Below are 22,803 nucleotides of genomic sequence, written 5' to 3' on the forward strand. Positions count from 1 at the left end.
GCAATAGCGGGCCTGATCTTCGCGGGCAGCTTCATATTCGTAACCGCCGTGCTTACAAAGATCTGAAGCAAGAAACTCGCGCGCTGAGCTGCCAAGGTCTGGCATGAAGTGCCGGGGCTTCGCTGCGAGGCTCAGGCCGCTACGTTCTCGTAGATGTCCTCCTCCTGCGCGTTATGCATGCGCACCAGTGCCTCGATGGATTCCACCATGCGCTGCGCGTCGCGGATAAGATAGCGGTCTGCATCGTCCGCGCCGAGGCCGTCCGCCAGGCGCCTCAGAAGCCGCGCGAGATGGAGGATCTCGCGGTGGGCGCGGCTCATGGCGGCGAGACCATCCCCGTCATGCAGGACTTCGCGCAACTGCGGGTAGATGCTCTCCTCGTCCAGCCGCTCGTGGGCTGCGATCTGTGTCGTCACCAGCGTGCTCGCCTCCTGGATCAAGGCGACGGCGGCCGCGCCGGTGGTATCGTCGAGACTGTCGGCGATCTCCCGCATCCGGTCGAGGGTTGCCTCCAGCTCCCGGTGATCCTGCTGAAGGGCGAGGGTGAACCCCGGCTTCAGCGCATGATGGCCGAAGCCGTGACCCGCCGTCAAAGCGCGCAGGGCATTGAGGATGACGGCGAAATCGATGGCCTCCTGGGTCAGCGCACCGGCGACCGGCGACAGCCAGCCGAAGGCGGCCGCGATCATGGCGAGGCAAGACAGCCCCATGCCGACGCCGATGCTCTCGAGCGCGATGCGCCGCGTGCGCTTGGCGATCGTCACGGCGTCCGACACCCGGTCCAGCTGATCCACGAGGATGACCACATCGGCCGCTTCGGACGAAGCGCTGGCGCCGTGCGCACCCATGGCGATGCCCACGTCGGCGGCGGCGAGGGCGGGCGCGTCGTTGATGCCGTCGCCCACCATCAGCGTGGGGTTGAGCCGCTGCTCCACCGCGACCGCTTCCAGCTTGTCGCCCGGGGTTCGGTTGGCGAGGACGCAATCGAGGTCCAAAGCGGCGCCGATGGTCTCCGCCGCCTCCGCATTGTCGCCGGTCAGCATGACGATGCGCGCCACGCCCGCGGCCCGCAGCGACTGGACCGCGCGCGGCGTCTCCCGCCGCAGCTCGTCGGCCAGCAGGATGGCGCCCTTCAGCTGCCCATCCACGGAGACGAAGACGCTGAGGGCGGATCGCCAGGCGGCGCGCCGCAGGGCCCGCAGCGCCCACGGCTCGGGATGACGGGCGCCGCAGACGAGCTCATACGATCCCGCCTTCACCAGGCGCCTGTCGACCCGGCCCTCCAGGCCTGATCCCATGGCTTCGCGAACCGCGTCGGGCGGATCAAGCGCGACGCCGCGCCCGCGAGCCGCACGGACGATGGCCTCCGCCACCACATGGTGCGAGGCCTGCTCCAGCGACGCCGCGAGCCGCAGGATCTCATCCGGACTTTCGCCGGGCGCCGTCTCCACGGCGACGAGACGGGCGCCGCCCACGGTCAGCGTGCCGGTCTTGTCGAACAGGACGGTGTGGGTGCGCGCCAGCGCCTCCAGCGCGCTTCCGCCTTTGACAAGAATGCCAAGCCGCGCCGCCCGGGAGATGCCGGCGATGAAGGCCACTGGCGCCGCCAGGATCAACGGACAGGGCGTCGAGGCGACCAGCACGGCGAGGGCGCGGATCTTATCGCCCGACAGCGCCCAGGCCAGGCCCGCGAGGGCGAGTGTTGCCGGCAGCAGCAGCAGCGCATAGCGGTCGGCGAGCCGGATGAACGGGGCCTTCGCCGTCTGTGCCGCCGTCACCATGCGCACGATGCCGGCATAGGTGCTGTCGCCGGCTGCTGCGGTGGCGCGGATCTCGAAGGTTTCGCCGGCATTGACGGTGCCGCTGAACACCGGTGCGCCGCGCACTTTCGCGACCGGCATGGGCTCTCCGGTCAGGGCCGCCTCGTCCAAAGCGGCTGCATTGGCAATTAGGAGGCCGTCCACCGGCACCACCTCGCCGGCCCGCACCACCAGCACGTCGCCCACCGCGACGGTCTCGATGGCAATGTCCGCAATCGTCTCTCCGGTGCGGCGATGGGCGATGTGGGGCGCCCGATCGACCAGCGATCGCAGATCCCGCTCTGCCCGCGCAATGGCGATGTCCTCAAGGAGGTTTCCGCCGGCATACATCACCGCGATGACCGAACCTGCGAGGCTCTCGCCGAGCGCTATGGCGCCGCTCATGGAGAGGAGCGCCACCGCATCGACGCCCATGCGTCCGGCGACAAGGTCCCGCACGATGGAGACGGTGAGCCAGGCGACGACGGGAATGGTGCCGGCCGTCCAGATCAGGCCGGCGACGGCCCCATGGCCCAGCGCCCACGCGGCAAGGCCACCGAGAAGCCCAACCAGGGCCGTCCCCGCGAGGGCCCTGCGCAAAAAGCGCTCGTCGAGCAAACGTCCCATCCTGGTCCCCCTGGCGATGCTCGCCTGACCGGGCTGGACGTTAGTCCGATGGTCCGTCACATGCCACCGCGCCGGGGCTGCGCAACTCGCTTCCTGAAGACATGCCCTGAGCACTCACCAGCAGCGTGATGGCGCCATCCAGATTGCCCTGATGACCTCGTTTCGGTCATGCGCGGCTGGCGCGGAAATACTGGTAGAGCGTGTCGAATACTCCAGCGCCCTTGGTGAGGCGCTGGGCATCGTCGGGTTCGCTCAAGACGATGCCGGTGATGAGGCTGGCGATGCCGCCGGCTTCCTCGCGGCCGAACTTGCTGTCCTTGAGGTCGATGTCGTGCACGATCTCACCGACGGCCTGTAGTGCGGGATCAGCAAGGCCGGTGCGGCCGAGCAGCACCTCGAAGCTGCAGCGATCGCCCTCATGGGTGATCTCGCCCTCGTACATGTCGAAGCGCAGCTCTTCGGGTTTGGGCACATAGCCCTTGCCAGGAACGAAACGGATCTGAGCATCTGGATCGATGAAGCGCCGGATCAGCCAGCCGCAGGCGATGCGGTCCACATGCACGTCGCGCCGCGTCACCCACACATGCCCCTTGAGGCCGGCGAGAGGATCGAAAATGGCCGGGACGGCGGCAGGCGGGGATGCCATGGGTGTGTCCTCCGCGGTTCGGGTTTCAAGCTCGGCGATGAGCCCCTCGGCAACCAGCCGCCCCGTGGCGCTGAAGAAATCGAGCGCGGCGATATCCGTGAGCCGCCGTCGCAGGCGGCCGGTCTGGGTGCGCACCTCGGCGCGCTTCTCGGCCCCAGCGTCCGCATCGAGCGTGGCAGCGATGCCGCGGGCCTCCTCCGAGATCGCGGTGTAGTCCGTGTCCCGCGCCGCGTCGAACAGGGCCCGCACCTGGGCGTCGGTCAGGCCGTCCACGAGCCTCGCCTCGCAGACCATCGCCTCACCGCCGCCGGCCGCGATCTCCTTCACGAGCCACTGGAAATCCTCCTGGGTCTCGGCCGAGGCCGGCAGGGCATAGACCGAGCTCTTTACGGCCACGGCGCCGATGCCTTGCAGCCGCCGCCAGATCTTCACGCGGAAGTAGGCCGGCTTGGTCGGGAGCTGGTGGATCAGCAGCAGCCAAAGCTGCCCGGAAGTGGCGTCATCGTCGCTCATGAGAAAACCGTATCACTCCAATATTGAAATGCAACACTTGTATCATTAATTATGCAGGCGTAGCGTCTCCGTGTGGCCGGTGGTGATCAGAAGCCGCCGCGCCAGGCAAGGAGACGGCTCATGAAATGGATCACCCGCGCCCGCCCGGTCATCGACCGCGTCGCCTGCCCCTGGCTGATCGCGCGCTTCATCGACGCGGCGCCCGAATTCCTGTTCACGCCGCCTGAGGATGTGATCCGCCAGGCCGAGGAGACCGGCGCTACGCCGTTCGACGTGCCCGGCGTCGCGTTCGGCCATGCGGGCGACAAGTGCAGCTTCGACGCCTTCGTGACGCACTACGGCCTTCAGAGCGATCCGGCCATCGTCGCCCTCGCCGACATCGTGCGCGGCGCCGACACCAGCCGGCTGGACCTCACGCCCCAGTCGGCGGGCCTGCTCGCCATCTCCAAGGGGCTGCGTGAGGTGACGCCGGACGACCATGACCTCCTGAAGCGCGGCTTCGTCATTTACGACGCGCTCTACGCCTGGGCCGGCGGAAAGAGTGCAACGTATCCGGCTGCGGCCTGAAGAGGGAGCGGCTGCCGTGTCCCAAGTCCTGAACAGTCCGGCGGCAGAGGGCCGCGGCCTTTTCTCCCCCGTCTCCTCTCTCTATGCGGCGCGGGCCCTTCGGGATTTCGGCGACGGCTTCGTCGCCGTGCTGTTGCCGGTCTATCTCTCGGCCCTCGGGCTCGGCGCGTTCGAGATCGGCGTGGTGGCAACCACCGCGCTCCTCGGCTCGGCGCTGATGACCCTCGCCATCGGCTTCCTTGGCCATCGCATCGACCCGCGCACTCTGCTGATCGCCGCGTCGGGCCTCATGGTGGCGACGGGGCTCGTCTTCACCCAGTCGGCGAGCTACGGGGCCGTGCTGCTGGTGGCCTTCTGCGGCACCATCAACCCGTCGTCCGGCTCGGTCAGCATCTTCGTGCCCATCGAGCACGCGACGCTGTCCCATCTGGTGGCCGACAAGGCGCGGACCTCGGCCTTCGCGCACTACAGCCTCGTGGGGGCCCTCGCCGCCGCCGTGGGCGCACTGGCGGCCATGAGCCCGGACCTGATGGCCGAGTTCGGCATCTCACGCCTCGGCGCGCTGGAAGCCATGTTCACGCTCTATGCGCTGCTAGGCGTGGCCGGCGGTCTCTTCTATGCCCGCATCCCGCGTGCCTCCGCCACCGAAGATAAGCCTGCCGCGGCCCTCGGTCCGTCGCGCGGCATCGTCTACCGGCTTGCGGCGCTGTTCTCCATCGATGCGTTTGCCGGCGGGCTCGCGGTGCAGTCGCTTCTCGCGCTCTGGCTGTTCACGCGCTTCGGCCTGTCGCTCGCCGAAGCCGGCACGTTCTTCTTTATCTCCGGCGTGCTGTCCGCCTTCTCCTTCCCGGTCGCGGCGTGGCTCGCGCGACGCATCGGGCTCGTGAACACCATGGTGTTCACCCACATTCCCTCCAGCCTCTGCCTGATCGGCGCGGCGGTGGTGCCGAGCCTTGAGGTGGCCCTCGTCCTGCTGCTGGTGCGCTCCGCTCTGTCGCAGATGGATGTTCCGACCCGCTCCTCCTATGTGATGGCAGTGGTGACGCCGCCCGAGCGCGCGGCGGCGGCGAGCATCACCTCGGTGCCGCGCAGCCTTGCCGCGGCCTTGAGCCCGGCCATGGCCGGCGCCCTGTTCGCCGCCGGCCATGAGGCCTGGCCATTCATTCTCTGCGGGGTGCTGAAGATCCTCTATGATTTCGGTCTGCTCTGGGCCTTCCGGCACATCAGGCCGCCGGAAGAGCGGTGACCTCTTGGCCAACCCTTCGGCGCGGGTGTTGACCGCTCCGCCCGGATAATCGAATATCGATATCGAAATTCGATTTCGTATGAGATGGAAGGGTGGATGGAGCATCAGGAGCTTCTGTCCGGCCTCGTTCGCCTGCACATCCTCCATCATGCGGTGGAAGGCGAGGTCTATGGCCAGTGGATGATCGAGGAACTCGCCCGCCACGGCTACCGGCTGAGCCCGGGGACCCTTTACCCGATGCTCCATGCCATGGAGCGCAAAGGCTATCTCGCCGTGCGGGAAGAGCGCCACGGACGTGCCCTCCGCCGGCTCTATTGCGCGACGCCGCTCGGCCGCAAGGCCCTGGAGACGGCGCGGCAGAAGGTGAGCGAGCTCTTCAAAGAAATGCGGCCCAGCCCACCAGCGGGGACCACGAAGCCATGAGCCAGGAAACCTGGGCCGGGAAGCATGAGCGGGGAAACATGAGCCGGGACGACGTCGCCGATGCCGCCATTCCTGCAACTCCGACGCGGGGCACGCCGCTCGAGGTTCTCGTCGCCTTCCTGAAGCTTGGATTCACCTGCTTCGGGGGGCCGATCGCCCATCTCGGCTATTTCCGGGATGAGCTGGTGCTGCGCCGCCGCTGGCTCGATGACGAGGCCTATGCCGATCTCGTGGCCCTGTGCCAGTTCCTGCCTGGCCCCGCCTCCAGCCAGCTGGGCTTCGCGCTGGGACTGATCCGCGGCGGCGGGTTCCTTGGCGGCATCGCCGCATGGGCTGGCTTCACCCTTCCATCGGCCATCGCGCTCGTGGCGGTCGCGCTGGGCGCCGCCGTCCTCGCAGGGCCCGCGGCCGAAGGCATTCTGCACGGGTTGAAGCTCGTCGCCGTCGCCGTGGTGGCCCAGGCGGTCTGGGGCATGGTGCGCACGCTCACCCCCGATCGGCCACGGGCCGGCATCGCCCTCGCATCGGTCGCCCTGGTGGTGTTTGCCGGCGGCGCCTTCGGACAGATCGCGGCTATTGCCGCGGGGGCGCTGGCGGGCCTGGTGCTGTGCCGCGACCAGAGCGCAGGGGGACGTGGCGCGCAGATCCCGTTCCACGCCCCGCCGGTGCCCCTGTCCCGCCGGACGGGGGTGCTGCTACTCGCCGCCTTCGCGGCGCTGCTGGTGGTGCCGCCGATCCTGGCGCCGGCGACCGGATTCCAGGGGCTGGCCCTCTTCGACGCCTTCTACCGCTCGGGCGCCCTGGTGTTCGGCGGCGGCCACGTGGTTCTGCCGCTGCTGCAGGCCGAGGTGGTGGCGCCGGGCTGGGTCTCGCCCGACGACTTCCTCGCCGGCTACGGCCTCGTCCAGGCGGTGCCGGGTCCGCTCTTCACCTTCGCGGCATGGCTCGGCGCCGTGATGCGGCCGGAACCGAACGGCATCGCCGGCGCCGCCATCGCCCTCGTGGCGGTGTTCCTGCCGGGCACCCTGCTGGTGACGGGCATGCTGCCGTTCTGGGACACGCTGCGGCGCAAGACCCTGGCCCAGGCCGCCATGCGCGGCGCGAACGCGGCGGTCGTTGGCATCCTCGGGGCCGCGCTCTACAGCCCCGTCTTCACCGGCGCGGTGTTCGATGCCCCGGATTTCGTGGTGGCGCTGGCGGGCTTCCTGCTGCTCACCGTGTGGCGCGTCCCGCCGCTCGTCGTGGTGCTTCTGCTCGCCGCGGCCGGAGGCCTGCGGCATACCTTGACCTGACGCCGATCCGGGGGATGTCCATGTCACAGGATCCGGTCATCGCGCCTTCGGCCCTGGCGTTTCTCGGCGCCTTCCATCTCCTCGACGTCCGTTCCCCGGACGCGTTTGAAAAGGGCCATGCGCCGGGCGCCGTCCGCGTGCCCATCGCGGCGTGGGAGGCGGCGGCACGGGCCGCCGAGACCACCCTCGATACGTCCACCTATTGGGAAGGCGCCATCCGCGGGCTCGGTCTCGATCCGGCGGCTCCGGTGGTGGTGAGCGATGACGGCCGGATGACGGACGCGGCCCGTGTCTGGTTCATCCTGCAATATTTCGGGGTAAAGACCCTGGTCCTGAACGGTGGCTGGCCGACCCTGTCCGGGTTTCCGGATCGCGTCGCCGGCATTCGCCCGGCGGTCCCCACCGCGGCGTTCCGGGCCCATCCCGGCACCGGACCGGTCGGACTCGTCGACCGCACCGAATTGAGGGGCGGGCTGGGCAGGGCCCACATTCTCGATGCCCGGACCTCGGCGGAATTCATCGGCGAGGACCTGCGCCGCAACGCGCGGGGCGGACATCTGCCCGGTGCCCGGCTTCTGCCGCATGCCGACCTCGTCGGTTCGGGCGGTCTGAAGCCGGCCGGCGACCTGCACGCGCTGCTGTCCGCTGCCGGGTTCGGCCCCGGCGACCACATCGTCACCCATTGCGATGGCGGCGGGCGCGCGGCCCTTGCGGCTCTCGCCGCCTTGCGGGCGGGCTATGACGACGTCCAGGTCTACTATTTGAGCTTTGCCGACTGGGCGAAGGACGAGAGTTGCCCGATCGTGCGGGACGAACAAGGACCCGCCTGATAGTGGTTCAGGGAAAACCAATGCGCGCACAGGTGACCTCGTCGGCGCGCACATTGATCCTGCTCAAGGCGGTCCTTTCATGCGCACCTACGATGAGGCATAGTTCGCCGGTGAGGCGATGGGGCATATGATTAGGCTCAGATCCGCAGCGGGGTGGGTGAAAGTGCTGCCAGCGATCCTGGTGGCAATGGCCATGCTGTTCGGACCCATCGCCAGCGCCTATTCCGCGCCATGCCACGACGACGGGGACCCGGCATACGCCGCTGCGGCGGATCATCCGCATCAGGTCGCCTCGCCCGATCCCGCGGATCATCATCCGGACGAGCCGACCCAAACCGCTGACCACGGAAAATGCTGCAGCGTCTCCTGCAGCGTCTATGTGCCCGTGGCAAACGGCGTGGACCTCCACGTTCTGGATCTGGTCTTTGTGCGACAGCCCTTTGATCTCGCCAACCAGGCCGGGGACGGCCTGGCGGTCTTGCCCGGCCTCGATCCCCCTCGTTTCCAGAGCTGATAGCGGTCTCAACGCATTCCAGGCGTGAGGCGGACGCGCGAAGCGGCACCCGTTGAGGGTTCCGACGCGTCGACGCGCCGGAAGATGCCCCGACATCAGCGTCGGCCTTGTGCCGATGGGGAAACAAGGACCTTTCCATGCACGGTCGCGACACGCTTGCCGAGCCTATGGCCGGCACGGCTGCACCTGGGCAATCCGGACTGACTGGCACCGGAGCCCGGCAGCAAACCCGCGATGCCCAGGGGGGCGCCTTCTCCAGCGATCCCGGAACGTTCGCTCGCGATTTTCTGTCTTATGGCAGAGACGCGGCCGAGCGCTGGATCCTGTTCTGGGACACGCTGCGCCAGCGGGCTGACAACATGCTGGCGCACGAGCGCGCCGGAAAGCCGCCGCTGCTCGACTTCGACTACGAGGTCGTGCTCGATGCCCGCCGGTTCGAGCATCCGACAAACTATGCGCTCCTGCGCGTGACCCGCGTCGGGGACGAATGTTTGGAAGACTGCCTGGACGCGGCCAAGCCACCCGTGGTGATCCTCGACCCGCGCGCCGGCCACGGCCCCGGCATCGGCGGCTTCAAGCAGGAATCCGAGGTCGGCATCGCCCTGCACCAAGGTCACCCGGTCTATTTCGTCACCTTCTCTCCCGAGCCTGCCGCAGGGCAGACGCTCGCCGACGTGCTTCACGCGCTGCGGCGGTTCGTCGAGGAGGTGTCACGCCGGCATTCCGGCGCCGCGCCGGTGCTCTATGGAAACTGCCAGGCCGGCTGGGCGGTGACGCTGCTCGCCGCAGACTGCGCCGGGCTGACAGGTCCCGTCGTCCTCAACGGGACCCCTTTGTCCTACTGGGCCGGCGAGAGCGGCATCAACCCCATGCGCATCGCCGCCGGCTTCGAGGGCGGGGCCTGGCTGACGCACCTTGTCTCCGACCTCGGCGACGGCCGTTTCGACGGCGCCTTCCTGGTGCAGAACTTCGAGGGGCTGAAGCCCGAGGCCGTGTGGGAGAAGTACGCGAACCTCTATGCCCACATGGATACGGAGCGGGAGCGGTTCCTCGCCTTCGAGCGCTGGTGGGGCGGCTACTACTTCCTGAGCCGGGAGGAGATCCTCGCCATCGTGGAGAATTTCTTCGTCGGCAACCGGCTGGAGCAGGGCCGCGTCCAGATCTGCGAAGGGTGCCATGCGGACCTCAGGCGCATCCGAAATCCGCTCGTGATCTTCGCCTCCTACGGCGACAACATCACGCCGCCCCATCAGGCGCTCGGCTGGATACCGGCCGTGTACAAGGATACGGACGACCTGAAGGCGGCGGGCCAGCGCATCGTTTATCTCATCAACCGCCATGTGGGTCACCTCGGCATCTTCGTTTCCGCAAAGGTTGCGCGGCTGGAGCATCGGGCCATCCTCGAGAGCCTGCCGCGGATCGAGACGCTCCCGCCCGGCCTCTACGAGATGAAGATCGACAATCCGTCCGGCGATCCCGATTGCCGTGAGGGCGCCTATCAGGTCCTCTTCGAGGCGCGCGAGGTGTCAGACATCCGCTTCGCCCGGCAGGACCCTGCCTTCGAGCGCGTGCGCGACCTGTCGGAGCGCAACGAAGCCTTCTACCGCACGTTCGTCAGCCCCTGGGTACGGGCGCTGACGACGCCCTGGTCGGCGGCGATGCTTGAGACGCTGCACCCCATGCGCACCAGCCGCTACCTGTTGTCGGAAGGCTTTATGCCCTGGATGCGCGGTGTCCGATGGCTCGCGGAGCAGGTCGCCGCCGACCGGCATCTGGCCGCAGCGGACAACCCCTTCAAGGTCGAGGAGGAGCACGTCGTCTCGCGCGTCGCCAAGGGGATCGAGCAGGGGCGGCGCCTGCGGGACGCCCTGTGGGAGCGCCTCTTCGACAGCCTCTATGGCGGCGCAGGCAATGCCCGCCCCGTCGTGCCGGAACACCGGGGCGCGATCGATGAAGCACTGCCGCAAGACACACGGAGCGGTTTGGATTTCCAGGCGGCCGGCATCAGCCGGGCCGCACCGATAGGAGGGAACTGACCATGACGACGTTTCGCAATCTGATGCTCGCCGGCGCGCTGCTGCTCGCCACGCCAGGCTTCGCCGAGGACGCGCACCATCCGCCGGAGGCCCAGCCTGCTGCGCCCCAGGCTGCCGCGCCAGCTCCACAACCCTCTCAGGCTGCACCGATGCCCGGTGGTCCCCAAGGCATGATGGGGCCGGGCATGATGGGCCAGGGTGGCATGGGCATGATGGGCGGCGGAAACGCAGGGGCCGGCATGGGGATGAGCCAGATGATGGACCCCGGCCGCATCGCAGGGCGCATCGCCTTCCTGAAGGCCGAACTGAAGATCACTGACGCCCAGCAGCCCCTATGGAATGCGTTCGTCGAGGCGCTCAAGGCCAACCGCGCGATGATGGGCGACATGCAGGAGATGATGATGGCTGCGCAGGGGGGCGCCGCCCCGACCCTCATCCAGCGGATTGAGGGCCATGAGCGCATGCTCGCCACCCGTCTCGAAGCGGTGCGCCGCCTCAAGACTGCGCTCGGGCCGCTCTACGCGTCGTTCGACGAAGCGCAAAAGCGCACGGCGGACCAGCTCATGATGCCGGGTGGAATGGGCCCCATGTGAGCGTCGAACCTCGCTGGCAGGTCGGCGATCGCGGCCGGCCTGCTCGGATCAGGTGGAGGAGGACCAAATGTCCTGGCATGACGACACCGGCCATATGCCGCGGCCCGGCAACGACACCGGCACGCGCGCCCCGCACCGAAGCTTCTGGCGCTCACCCGGCGGCATCGTCGCCATCGGCTTTCTTCTCGCGGTGGCCTTTCTTTTGTTCTCGGAGCACCGCGCCCATGCGCTGGGGTATCTGCCCTTCCTCCTGCTGCTCGCCTGCCCGCTGATGCACATGTTCATGCATCACGGCCACGGCCATCATGCGGGACACCAACCAGGCGAACGGACGCCGGGCCCCGATGGGGGTAACCGATGACCGAGACTCCCGCTTATGGCCTGTGGGGCCTCGTGATCATCAACTCGTTGGTCTTCATCCTGTTTGCGGCAAGCTTCACCCGGCTGCAGACACCGCGGGACTGGCGCACGCTCGGGGCGTTCTCGGCTTTCATCCTCGCCCTGTTCACCGAGATGTACGGCTTTCCGCTGACCATCTATCTCGTGTCGGGATGGCTCGGCCGGCAGTTTCCCGGCGTCGATTTCTGGTCCCACGACGCCGGCCATCTGCTGGAGACCCTGTTCGGGTGGCGCGTGAACCCGCATTTCGGGCCGTTCCACATCCTCAGCAACATTCTGATCTTCGGCGGCTTCTGGCTGCTCGCGGTAAGCTGGAACGTGCTTTATGCGGCCCAGCGCGATCATCGCCTTGCGACCGAAGGCCCGTACGCCCGGGTCCGGCATCCCCAGTACGCCGCCTTCGTCGTCATCATGTTCGGCTTCCTGCTGCAGTGGCCGACGCTGGTCACGCTCGCCATGTTCCCGATCCTGGTCTGGGTCTATGTCCGGCTGGCGCGGCAGGAGGAAGCGGCTGCCCGCACCGAGTTCGGGCCCCTGTGGGACGACTACGCGCGTCGCGTTCCCGCCTTTCTCCCTCGTATCGCAATTTCATCCCCATACGCCCCTCGCCCCGGAGACGGTCCTCATGACTGAGCACGACGCGCACGCCGGCCATCATCATCACGACCATGCGGATCATCCGCACGCCGGGGCCGGACCCTCGCCCGCGCAGACGGTCAAGGACCCCGTCTGCGGCATGGAGGTGAACCCGGCCACCACCGGGTTCCGGTCGGAATACGGCGGCAGGACCTATTTCTTCTGCTCGGCGAAATGCCACGACGCGTTCGAGGTGGCACCCACCGCCTATGTGGCCACGGAAGCTCAGCCGCGCCCCGTCAAGGAGCAGCCGAAAGGCGTGATCTATACCTGCCCCATGCACCCCCAGATCCGGCAGGTCGGCCCAGGCAACTGCCCGATCTGCGGCATGACGCTCGAGCCGGAGGTGACGACGGGCGAGACCGGCCCCAGCGCCGAGCTTCTCGACATGACGCGGCGGTTCTGGGTCGGCCTCGTCCTCGCCGTGCCGGTGCTGGCCCTGGAGATGGGCGGGCACCTCACCAACCTCCACATGCTGCTCGGGGCACAGGCGTCCAACTGGATCCAGTTCCTGCTGGCAACACCGGTGGTGCTCTGGGCGGGATGGCCGTTCTTCACCCGGGCATGGCAGTCGCTGATCACCCGCCGCCTCAATATGTTCACCCTGATCGCCATGGGCACGGGCGTAGCGTGGGTCTACAGCGTGGTTGCGACCTTCGCGCCGCAGATCTTCCCCGCGACCTTCCGCGCCGCCGACGGATCGGTCGCCATTTATTTCGAGGCGGCCGCCGTCATCACCGTGCTGGTGCTGCTGGGACAGGTGCTGGAGCTGCGCGCCCGGGAGCAGACCGGCGGGGCCATCCGCGCCCTGCTCGACCTCGCCCCCAAGACCGCGCGACGCATACGCGACGACGGCACGGACGAGGACGTGGCGCTAGAACAGGTCGTGGTGGGGGACCGCCTGAGGGTCCGCCCCGGCGAGAAGGTGCCGGTGGACGGCGAATTGGTCGAGGGGCGCTCCTCGATCGACGAGTCCATGATCACCGGCGAGTCCATGCCGGTCACCAAGGACGTCGGCGCGAGGGTCATCGGCGGCACGCTCAACCAGAGCGGCGGCTTCGTCATGCGCGCCGGCAAGGTGGGGCGGGACACCATGCTGGCGCAGATCGTCCACATGGTGGCGGAGGCGCAACGCTCGCGGGCGCCGATCCAGCGCCTCGCCGACGAGGTGTCCGGCTGGTTCGTGCCCGTGGTAATCGCCATCGCGCTCCTCGCCTTCGCGGCGTGGGGGATCGTCGGACCGGAGCCGCGCCTCGCGCACGGCCTCATTGCCGCGGTGGCGGTGCTCATCATCGCCTGCCCCTGCGCGCTCGGGCTGGCGACGCCCATGTCCATCATGGTGGGCGTCGGCCGGGGCGCCTCCATGGGCGTGCTCATCAAGAATGCCGAGGCGCTGGAGCGGTTCGAGAAGGTGGACACGCTGGTGGTCGACAAGACCGGCACCCTCACCGAAGGCAAGCCAAAGGTGGTCGCGCTGAAGACGGCCGGCGCCCTGGAGGAGGACACACTCCTGCGGCTCGCGGCGACGCTCGAGCGGGCGAGCGAGCACCCGCTCGCGGCGGCCATCGTGGCCGCGGCGGAGGAGCGCGGCCTGCCTCTCGGCGAGGCCCAGGATTTCGACAGTCCCGTGGGCAAGGGCGTGACCGGGAGCGTGGACGGCCGCAAACTCGTCATCGGCAGCCATCGCATCATGGGCGAGGCGGGCGTGGACCTTTCGGCGCTTTCAGCCGAGGCCGAGGCGCTGCGCGGGGAGGGCGCCACCGTCATCTTCGTCGCCGTCGACGGGCGCGTCGGCGGTCTCATCGCCATCGCCGACCCGGTCAAGGCGACGACGCCCGCCGCCCTGGCGGCGCTCAGGGCAGCGGGGGTCCGCGTTGTCATGCTCACCGGCGACAACAGGACGACCGCGCAGGCGGTGGCGCGCCGCCTCGGCATCGACGAGGTGGAGGCGGAGGTCCTTCCGGAAAATAAGGCGCAGGTGGTGGCCCGACTGCGCCAGGAAGGGCGGATCGTCGCCATGGCGGGCGACGGCGTGAACGATGCGCCCGCGCTCGCCGCGGCGGACGTGGGCGTCGCCATGGGGACGGGCACGGACGTCGCCATCGAGAGCGCCGGCGTGACGCTGCTGAAAGGCGATCTTCAGGGCATCGCCCGCGCCCGGCAGCTGAGCCACGCGACCATGAGCAACATCCGCCAGAACCTGTTCTTCGCCTTCATCTACAATGCGGCCGGCATACCGGTGGCGGCCGGCGTGCTCTATCCCCTGTTCGGGCTTCTGCTGTCGCCCATCATCGCCGCCGCGGCCATGGCGCTGTCATCGGTCAGCGTCATCGCCAATGCCCTGCGCTTGCGGCGCACGCCGCTTGGCTAAGGCGTCCTCGTTCGTGGACTGCAGAGACGGCTCCGGCTCCAGGGAGGGAACCATGATGAATCTCGACGGCATGATGGGCTCCGGCATGTGGGGGATGTGGCTGTTCGGCCTCCTGATCCTGGTACTGGTCGTCCTCGGGATCGCGGCGCTCATCAAGTATCTCGGTCGATGAGACCGCGTCCCTCCGGTCGGACGCCGTGGACATGCGTTTCGCGACGATGATCGGCGGGACCGCTTCAGGACTTCGGGCTGAGATCGAACGTGATCACGAGCGCGGATGCGAGGAGGGCGAAGACGGCTCCGGCGATGAACGTCGTCCGGGCGCCGCTGACGTCCCACAGGAGACCGGCGGCGAGGCTCGCTGCCAGCGTCGCGAGGCCGGTGGCGAGATTGAACAGGCCGAAGGCTGATCCGCGCAGCGTCGCCGGGGCGTTCTGGGCCACGAGCTTGGCGAGGAGGCCCTGGGTGAGCGCCATGTGCACGCCCCACAGGCCGATGCCGAGGAATGCTCCCCACAGGCCCGGGACGAAGGCGAGGGTGAGGTCGGCCGCCACCAGCACGGCAAGGCCGCTGAGCAAAAGCCGCTCCGGCGGAGCCTGATCCGACCAGGCGCCGGCGGGATAGGCGCCGAGGGAATAGACGACATTCATCGCGACGAGCACGAACGGAGCGAACGCCAGCGGCAGTCCCTCGTCGTGGGCCTTCAGGACGAGGAAGGCCTCGCTGAAGCGCGCGAGCGTGAAGACGACACCGATGGTCACAACGACAAGGAAGGGACGTTCGAGGCGCCTGAGATCCGCGATCCGCACCGGCGGAGGTCGGCCTGTTCCAACCGTGCCCACGGACCGATCCTCGACGCCGAGGACGACGCAGAGCACGGCAAGAGAGCCGGGAACGAGAGCGACCCAGAAGACCGCCCGCATGTCGTCGGCGAACAGCGCCATCAGCGCGACGGCAAGCAGCGGCCCGACGAAGGCGCCCACCGTGTCGAGGGCCTGGCGCAAGCCGTAGGCGCGTCCGCGGATCCCAGGCGGGGTGACGTCGGCCACGAGCGCATCGCGGGGCGCACCCCGGATGCCCTTGCCGATGCGGTCGGCGAAGCGCGCGGCGAACACCATCGCCGGAGCGCCGGCCAGGGCAAAGAACGGCTTGGATGCGGCGCCGAGCCCGTAACCGAGCAGGATCAGAGGCTTGCGCCGACCGAAGCGGTCCGACAAATAGCCCGAGAAGACCTTCGCGATCTGCGCCGTGGATTCCCCGACGCCCTCGATCAGGCCCACCATGGCGACGCTCGCACCGAGCGTGCCGGTGAGAAAGAGCGGCAGCAGCGCGTGAATCATCTCGGACGAGATGTCCATGAACATGCTGACCAAGCCGAGGGCCCAGACGGTCCTCGGGATGGGGGGGCGCGGACCTGCAGCCTCCGGGCGGCTTTCCGGCAGGGCCCCGTCCGCGTCGTGCATCACGCCACCTTCACCACGGCCATCATTCCCGCGGCCATATGATAGAGGTGGTGGCAGTGCAGGAACCAGTCCCCTTTCGGCCCGGCGTCGAACGCGATGGTCACCGGCGTGTGCGGCGGCACCATCACCGTGTCGCGCAACGCGCCGGAGAAGCGGCGTCCACCGAGGCCCACCACCTGGAAATGGTGGCCGTGCAGGTGCATGGGATGCCCCATGCTGGTGGGGTTCATGAAGGTCATCTCCACCCGCTCGCCTTGCGTCACGGTGAAGGGTTCGGCCTCGCCGGAGACGCGGCCGTTGATAGTCCAGCGATAGCCCGGCTCCTCGCCCAGCATGACCGGAAAGACCCTGTCGGCCTTACGCACAGCGAGCGGCTTCGTCGCCGCGAGGCGCCCCTCGAAGGTCAGGTCGAGGAGGCCCGCTGGCGCTTCCGCCGCCTCGGCGATGCGGACAACAGAGGCGCCAGGCGTCGCCAGCACGAGGCCGGTGCGGCGGGTCGAGGCCTCCACCTGCGCCAGCACCGGGAAGGCGCCCCCGCTCGCCGGAACCTCCACCAAAAGGTCGATGCGCTGGCCCTGGGCGAGGGGAAAGGCCTCCGCCTCCACCGGCGCGCAGGGCGTGCCGTCGACGGCGATGCAGCGGGGCTTCAGGCCGGGCACGGTGATGAAGAAGGCTGTGGCCGTGCCGCCATTGATGATGCGCAGCCGCACCCGGCCGCCTTTCTCCACCCGCACGACGTCCGGATCGGCGAGGGTGCGGCGGTTGGCGAGGAAGGCGTCGTAGGCGACGTCATTGGCGTGCGCCATGGGCATGCCGCCGCCCGGAGCGCCGGTTCCGGCCGTGCCCATGCTGTAGCCGGCGCTGCCCATCGCGCTGCCCGGCATGGCTCCGCCCACCGGAGCCATGCCGTTCATGGCGTGGCCCGCATGGTTCATGCCCGGCATCGCCATTCCCTGCATCGGCGCGCCCTGCGTTTCCATACCCTGCATCTGCTGGCCCATGGCGTGGCCACCTTGAGCACCCGCGCCGCCGAGCCCGGCGAGGATCTCCTCCGGGCTGCGGAAGGAGAAGTCGTGCAACATCACCACCACGTCCTGCACGTCCCCGGCATCCGCCTCGCGGGTGACGAGAGGCGCCGCGAGCAATTGCTGCTCGCTCAAAGTGTGGGAGTGCATCCAGTGGGTGCCGGGGGTGAGGCGAAAATCCACCTGGTCCATTCCGCCGACGGCCAGCTCACCCCCGTTCGGGCGGGCGCGATCCTGGTCCGGCGGGATAAAGATCTGGCCGTGCCAGTGCAGCACCGCCGGGCTCTGCGAGGCGTTGAGCACCGCGCCGGTGAGCCGGTCGCCTTCTTTCGCGAACAAGCCTTCGCCGGAAGGGCCCTTCACGGCGAAGGCCTTCGCCGCCTTGCCGTTCACGTCGAGGCTGAGGCTTTCTACCGTGAGCAACGGGGCGGCAAGGGCCTGCTGCCAGCCGCCGGAGAAGGCGAGCGCGCCGAGTGCCGCGCCACCGGCCAGAACGGTGCGGCGGGAGGGAGCAGGTTCAAACATGGGTCGGGTCATGATCGGCCTCTTTGGCTCGTCGCCGGGCAGACGAGGCGAAGCGAAGGGGTTTCGGGCAGTCTTCAATATTTGGCCTGCGCGGAGGCGCCGTCGGGCGCGGAGATCTGGACCACGCCCTTCACGCCCCTGGGGATGGCAACCGCCGCCGTCCCGGCGAGCCGGTTGCCGCCGGCGGGCGAGAGGGGAAAGCGCTGGGCCTTGCCATCTACTACCATTATGGCACTGGCCTTGAAGCCCTCGGCCGCCACCGGCTTGTCGGCGCCATCGCTCAGATAGAGCGAGATGGCGGGCGTGCCGTCGGCCACCAGCTCCGCGTGGTAATGGCTGGCATCCACCCGCACTCCGCCGTTCGCCCCCACGCCGGGCTCGTGGGCGAAGGCAGGCAAGGCGACCAGCGGGAGACTGAGGACGGCCATCAGAAAGTGGCGAGAGATCATGACAGGCTCCGATCAGAAGGCGTCCGCGCGAGCAGCGGCAATGGAGGGGGGCGTCTCCCGCGCCGCCGTCACCAGCCGCTCCAGAGGGCGGCGGCCATGGCGCAGGACGAGGACGGGGGTGAGAATGGCGTCGAGCAGCGTGGCGCTGACGAGGCCGCCGAAGATGGTGACGGCCACCGGGTGCAGGATCTCCTTGCCCGGCACCTCGGCCCCGCTCATGAGCGGCAGCAAGGCGATGCCGGCGGAGGCGGCCGTCATCAGCACCGGGGTCAGCCGCTCAAGGCTCCCGCGCGCCACCAGCGCGGGACCGAACGGCAGGCCTTCGGCGATGGCGAGGTTGATGATGTGGCTGATCTTCAGGATGCCGTTGCGCGCGGCGATGCCGGTGAGCGTCACGAAACCGATCATGCTCGCCACCGAGAGCGGCTGCCCGGCGATCCACAGCGCCACCACCGCGCCGATGAGCGCCAGCGGCACGCTGCCCATGATGATGGCGGCGAACAACGCCGAGCGGTAGCGGCTGTAGAGGAGCGCGAACACGAGCAGCGCCGACACCGCGGAGAGGCCGCCGATGGTGCGCATGGACTCTTCCTGCGCAGCGAAGGTGCCTTCAAGACTCGCGGAGACCCCGGCCGGCAGGGTGGTCGTCGCGATCACCCGGCGCATGTCGGCGACTACGGCCGCCACGTCGCGCCCGCCGGCGGTGTTGGCCAGCACGACAATGCGCCGGCGCCCGCCCTCGCGCAGGATCTGGTTCGGCCCGTCGGTCTCCTTCACCTCCGCGACCTGCGAGAGCGGCACCCAGCCCGCAGGCGTCTCGATGAGAAGGCCGGAGAGGCCCTGCGTGGTGCGGGCCGCATCGGGCAGGCGGACCACCACGTCGAAGCGCCGCGCGCCGTCCACGAGGCGGGAGACCACGCGACCGTTGGACAGCCGCTCCAGCGCGTCGGTGACCTGCGCGGGCTGGAGGCCGTGGAGGGCGGCGCGGCCATAGTCCACGCGCACCGTCACTTCCGGCACGCGCACCTGCCGCTCCACCTGCAGGTCGGCAAGGCCGGAAATGCCGGCGAGGCGCCCCCGCAGGTCGTCCGCCGTGGTGCGCAGGGTATCGAGGTCGTCGCCGAACAGCTTCAGGGCGATCTCGGCCCGCACGCCGGAGAGCATGTGGTCGAGCCGGTGCGAGATGGGCTGGCCAACGTTGATGGCGGCCGGCAGCACCGAGAGGCGGTCGCGGATGTCGGCGGTGATCTCGGCCCGGCTGCGATCGGAGGGGGTGAGGTCCACCTCGATCTCGGAGGCATGGACGCCCTCGGCATGCTCGTCCAGCTCGGCCCGACCGGTGCGCCGGCCCACCGCCTTTACCTCCGGCACCTCCAGGATGAGCTTTTCCGCGACAAGGCCCATGCGGTGGCTCTCGGCCAGCGAGAGGCCGGGCCGGAACGACATGGAAATGGTGAGCGAGCCCTCGTTGAACGGCGGCAGGAAGGCGCGCGGCAGGCCCGCGGCGGCCACCACCGCCGCGAGGAAGAGAAGCGCGGTGGCGCCCATCACGAGGCGGGGGTGGCGGAAGGCGGCGGCGAGCAGGCCGGCGTATCCGCGCTTCACGCCGCGCACCAGCGCGCCCTCCCGCTCCCCATGGCGGCTGAGCGCTGGCAGCAGGTAAAACGCGAGCACCGGCGTGAGCGTGATGGAGGTGGCAAGGCTCGCGAGGATCGAGACGATGTAGGCCTGCCCCAACGGCGCGAACAAGCGCCCCTCGATGCCCGGCAGAGCGAACAAGGGCACGAACACCAGCACGATGATGGCTGTGGCATAGACAATGCCCGAGCGCACCTCCCGGCTCGCCGCCACCACCACGTCGAATACCGGCTTAGGCGCCGCAGCGGCGGCGTTCTCGCGCAGGCGGCGAAAGATGTTCTCCACGTCCACCACCGCGTCGTCCACCAGTTCGCCGATGGCGATGGCGAGGCCGCCCAGCGTCATGGTGTTGATGGACAGGCCGAAGGCGTGGAACACGATGGCCGTGGCGAGGATCGACACCGGGATGGCGGTGAGCGAGATGAAGGTGGTGCGCCAGTTGAGCAGAAACGCGAACAGCACCACCCCCACCACCGCCATGGCCTCCAGCAGCACCTTTTCCACGTTGCCGACGGACGCTGAGATGAAGTCCGCCTGCCGGAACACCGGCGGCGCGATGCGGATGCCGTCGGGCAGCGTGCGGTTGAGGTCGGTCACCGCGTCCTCCACCGCGCGGGTGAGGGCGATCGTGTCCACCTCCGGCTGCTTCTCCACCGAGACGATCACTGCCGGCCGGCCCATGTAGCCGGCATCGCCCCGCTTCATGCGGGCCGCATAATCCACCTGCGCCACCTGGTGCAGGAAGACGGTGCCGCCGGCGGGGCGGGCCAGCACCAGCCCCTTCAGGTCGTCGAGGCTGAGGGTGCGGCCGATGTTGCGGATCAGGAACTCACGCCCACCATGGTCGGCAAAGCCACCGCCGGAATTGGTGCCGAACTGCGCCACCGCCTGTTCCAGCGCATCGAGGGAGATGCCATGGGCGCGCATGGCTGCCGGGTCCGGCGAAACGCGGAACTGCCGCACTTCCCCGCCCATGGGGATGACCTGTGCGATGCCGGGAATGGCGAGCAGCCGCGGACGGATGATGAAGTCCGCCGCCTCGCGCACCGCCATGGGAGACGCGGTGTCGCTCGTCACCGCGAACATCAGGATCTGCCCCATGATGGAGCTGATGGGTCCCATCTGCGGGGCAACGTTCGCCGGCAGCCGGTCGCGCACCAGAGCGAGGCGCTCGGCGATCTGCTGGCGGTCGCGGAAGATGTCGGTGCCGAAATCAAACTCCACATAGAGGACGGAGAGCCCCACCCCCGAGACCGAGCGCAGGCGGATGAGGCCCGGAAGGCCGTTCATGGCCGTCTCCAGCGGGAAGGTGACGAGCTGTTCCACCTCGGCCGGGGCAAGGCCCTCCGCCTCGGTCATGATGGTGACGGTGGGCCGGTTGAGGTCGGGCAGCACATCCACCGGCAGGCGGGTGACCGCAAAGGTGCCGGTGAGCACCAGCACGAGGGACAGCGCCAGCACCAGCAGGCGGTTTTTGAGGGACTGGGTGACGAGGAAGCTGAACATCGGCCGGCCTCAGCGGATCTGGTCGATGAGTTCGGCACCCTCGGTGACCACGCGGCGATCGGGCGGCAGGCCGGCCACCACCAGCACGCGGCCGGCATCGAGGGGTTCCGTCCTCACGTCGCGCGCAACGAAGCGCTCGGCGCTGACATGTTCGTAGACGATGGCCTGACCGTTCGCCCCGCGCACCACCGCCGTGCGGGGGATGGCGATGCCCGTGCGCGGGGCGCCGGCCTCCGCGAGGACCGTGAGAAACTGACCGGGGCGTAGCCCCTCAACACCCCCGGTGACGGAAAACTGCAGCGGAAGGGTCTGGCTGCGGTCGGACATCCCGGCGCCAAGGAAGGCGAGCGTGACGGAACGGCCATCGGGCAGCCGGCCTGAAGCGCCTGACCTGCCGACATCCGGCGAGAAACCCAGCGCTTCCACCCACAGCCGATCCGGGTCGATGATGCGAAACACCACCGTGTTCGGGTCCGCCATCTGCCCGGCCACCGCGTCCGAGGTGGCGATGACGCCGGCAACGGGCGCGCGCAGCGCCTCCGGCTCGCGCTGCACCCGCTCCAGCGTGGCGCGGCGGGTCTGGAGGCCCTTCAGTTCAATCTCCGTCTCCTCCACCTCGCGGCGGGTGACGGCATTCTGGATGGCGGACAGGCGCTCATAGCGGCGCTTCACGATGGCGATCTGCTGGTCCAGCTCAAAGCCCTGCTGCTCCAGGTCCTTGAGGTCCGAGGCGCCGATGGGCGGGTGGACGTAGGCGAGGATGTCGCCCGCCGCGACCCTCGCGCCGAGCGGCCAGAAGCCGCCCAGCGGCGGCGCGATGCGCCCGCCCACCGCCGTCTGTACGAGGCCGCTGGCATTGGCATCCGGCACCACGCGTCCGGGCAATTCCACGACACCGACGTGGCTGGCTGACGCGGTGACGATGGTGCGCACGCCGAGGATGCGCTGGCTCGGCTTCGGCAGGATTACCGAGCCGTCGGGCAGGCGCTGGGCGGCATCGCGGACGGGAGGCTTCGGCGTGTCCGCGGCTCGTGCGCCCTGCGGTGCTCCGGCGAGCGTGACGCCGAGTGTTCCGAGGACGAGGAGGGCGCCCGCCCGCCGCCGGGACATGACGAGCGCCCCCGCTAGAAAGCCGATGAGAAGACCCGCCAGAGCGCCCACCGGCAGGCCGCCGAACTGCGCCAGCGCCGCAGGCGCTGGCGTCTGCGTGTCGGATGATGCTGCCGCGGCGGGAACGGTCAAAGTACCGGCGAGCACGTCTACCGTATCGCCTGCCGTGACGGTGAAGGCGAGGTCGTGCGCGCCCGGCCTCGCGGCGAACGGCGCCGGCACCACATAGGTGCCGGGCGCCACGGGTTTCGCGGCCTGCGAGCCTTCGGGCGTGTCCATTTCGATGGTCGCGCCGTCCACCGGCGCATTGTCTGCGAAGCGGTCGAGGTGGAGGGTGAGCGTGCCGTCGCGCAGCACCGCCACCAGCTCGAAATTGGCGGAAACCGCCTCGGCGCGGGGGGCGAGGGTCGTTACCTGGGGCGTGGCGGGCGCACCGTGGTCATGGCCCTCGTGCGCCCTCGCGCCCGTCGCCAGCACGAGGCCGGCGAGCCCGAGGCCGACGAGAAGGCCGCACGGACCAAGGCTCTCCCTCCGCACCAAATGGCATGCCATGCTTCAACCCGTCCGTTGGTAAATCCGGTACGGGAGCCAGATA

18 protein-coding genes are annotated in these 22,803 nt (G+C 69.1%); 11 read left to right on the forward strand and 7 right to left on the reverse strand.

Going from position 1 to position 22,803, the window contains the following annotated elements; genetic code table 11:
- Positions 1-131: 131 nt before the first annotated feature.
- Together HUW53_RS00075 and HUW53_RS00080 are read right to left on the reverse strand one after the other, a co-directional pair.
- Entirely contained in the window at positions 132-2,426 is a 2,295-nt protein-coding gene (locus HUW53_RS00075; RefSeq protein ID WP_237343702.1) for a heavy metal translocating P-type ATPase, read from the reverse strand.
- 166 nt (positions 2,427-2,592) lie between these two features.
- Positions 2,593-3,585, reverse strand: coding sequence for a chromate resistance protein ChrB domain-containing protein (locus tag HUW53_RS00080; protein WP_237343703.1), 993 nt, complete (start codon positions 3,583-3,585; stop codon positions 2,593-2,595).
- Between the two features lie 120 nt (positions 3,586-3,705).
- Here HUW53_RS00080 and HUW53_RS00085 point away from each other — a divergent pair, with 120 nt between their 5' ends.
- From HUW53_RS00085 to HUW53_RS00135, 11 genes are all read left to right on the forward strand, one after another.
- A complete protein-coding gene (locus HUW53_RS00085) occupies positions 3,706-4,152 on the forward strand; it encodes a chromate resistance protein ChrB domain-containing protein (protein ID WP_237343704.1) in 447 nt (148 codons plus the stop codon).
- A 16-nt stretch (positions 4,153-4,168) separates the two neighbouring features.
- Positions 4,169-5,398, forward strand: coding sequence for an MFS transporter (locus tag HUW53_RS00090; RefSeq protein WP_237343705.1), 1,230 nt, complete (start codon positions 4,169-4,171; stop codon positions 5,396-5,398).
- 96 nt (positions 5,399-5,494) lie between these two features.
- Positions 5,495-5,821, forward strand: a complete 327-nt coding sequence (locus HUW53_RS00095) for a PadR family transcriptional regulator (RefSeq protein WP_237343706.1) — start codon at positions 5,495-5,497, stop codon at positions 5,819-5,821.
- 38 nt (positions 5,822-5,859) lie between these two features.
- On the forward strand, positions 5,860-7,113 hold the full coding sequence (gene chrA, locus HUW53_RS00100) for a chromate efflux transporter (protein ID WP_237343707.1): 1,254 nt from the start codon (positions 5,860-5,862) through the stop codon (positions 7,111-7,113).
- Between the two features lie 20 nt (positions 7,114-7,133).
- The gene (locus HUW53_RS00105) at positions 7,134-7,943 is read left to right on the forward strand and encodes a sulfurtransferase (RefSeq protein ID WP_237343708.1); all 810 of its coding nucleotides are present in this window, start codon (positions 7,134-7,136) and stop codon (positions 7,941-7,943) included.
- A 163-nt stretch (positions 7,944-8,106) separates the two neighbouring features.
- Entirely contained in the window at positions 8,107-8,457 is a 351-nt protein-coding gene (locus HUW53_RS00110; RefSeq protein ID WP_237343709.1) for a hypothetical protein, read from the forward strand.
- Between the two features lie 137 nt (positions 8,458-8,594).
- The gene (locus HUW53_RS00115; protein WP_237343710.1) at positions 8,595-10,493 is read left to right on the forward strand and encodes a DUF3141 domain-containing protein; all 1,899 of its coding nucleotides are present in this window, start codon (positions 8,595-8,597) and stop codon (positions 10,491-10,493) included.
- Between the two features lie 2 nt (positions 10,494-10,495).
- Positions 10,496-11,086, forward strand: a complete 591-nt coding sequence (locus HUW53_RS00120) for a Spy/CpxP family protein refolding chaperone (protein WP_237343711.1) — start codon at positions 10,496-10,498, stop codon at positions 11,084-11,086.
- A gap of 67 nt (positions 11,087-11,153) precedes the next feature.
- On the forward strand, positions 11,154-11,447 hold the full coding sequence (locus HUW53_RS00125) for a DUF2933 domain-containing protein (RefSeq protein WP_237343712.1): 294 nt from the start codon (positions 11,154-11,156) through the stop codon (positions 11,445-11,447).
- Positions 11,444-12,118 carry a methyltransferase family protein gene (locus tag HUW53_RS00130; protein ID WP_237343713.1) on the forward strand — a complete coding sequence of 225 codons (675 nt, stop codon included), beginning with the start codon at positions 11,444-11,446 and terminating at the stop codon, positions 12,116-12,118. Before HUW53_RS00125 ends, HUW53_RS00130 begins: the two co-directional genes overlap by 4 nt.
- On the forward strand, positions 12,111-14,492 hold the full coding sequence (locus tag HUW53_RS00135) for a heavy metal translocating P-type ATPase (RefSeq protein ID WP_237343714.1): 2,382 nt from the start codon (positions 12,111-12,113) through the stop codon (positions 14,490-14,492). The genes HUW53_RS00130 and HUW53_RS00135 overlap by 8 nt, the downstream gene beginning before the upstream one ends.
- A gap of 236 nt (positions 14,493-14,728) precedes the next feature.
- Here HUW53_RS00135 and HUW53_RS00140 read toward each other — a convergent pair whose 3' ends face one another.
- The 5 genes from HUW53_RS00140 to HUW53_RS00160 form a co-directional block, all read right to left on the reverse strand.
- A complete protein-coding gene (locus HUW53_RS00140; protein WP_237343715.1) occupies positions 14,729-15,856 on the reverse strand; it encodes an MFS transporter in 1,128 nt (375 codons plus the stop codon).
- Between the two features lie 98 nt (positions 15,857-15,954).
- Positions 15,955-17,517, reverse strand: a complete 1,563-nt coding sequence (locus HUW53_RS00145) for a multicopper oxidase family protein (protein WP_237343716.1) — start codon at positions 17,515-17,517, stop codon at positions 15,955-15,957.
- Between the two features lie 62 nt (positions 17,518-17,579).
- Entirely contained in the window at positions 17,580-17,954 is a 375-nt protein-coding gene (locus HUW53_RS00150; protein WP_237343717.1) for a hypothetical protein, read from the reverse strand.
- A 12-nt stretch (positions 17,955-17,966) separates the two neighbouring features.
- Entirely contained in the window at positions 17,967-21,098 is a 3,132-nt protein-coding gene (locus HUW53_RS00155) for an efflux RND transporter permease subunit (protein ID WP_237343718.1), read from the reverse strand.
- A gap of 9 nt (positions 21,099-21,107) precedes the next feature.
- Positions 21,108-22,760: an efflux RND transporter periplasmic adaptor subunit gene (locus HUW53_RS00160; RefSeq protein WP_237343719.1), complete on the reverse strand. Its 1,653-nt coding sequence runs from the start codon at positions 22,758-22,760 to the stop codon at positions 21,108-21,110.
- Between the last annotated feature and the right edge of the window lie 43 nt (positions 22,761-22,803).

Origin of the sequence: Xanthobacter agilis (genome assembly GCF_021730435.1) — a bacterium.
Classification (GTDB): domain Bacteria; phylum Pseudomonadota; class Alphaproteobacteria; order Rhizobiales; family Xanthobacteraceae; genus Xanthobacter; species Xanthobacter agilis.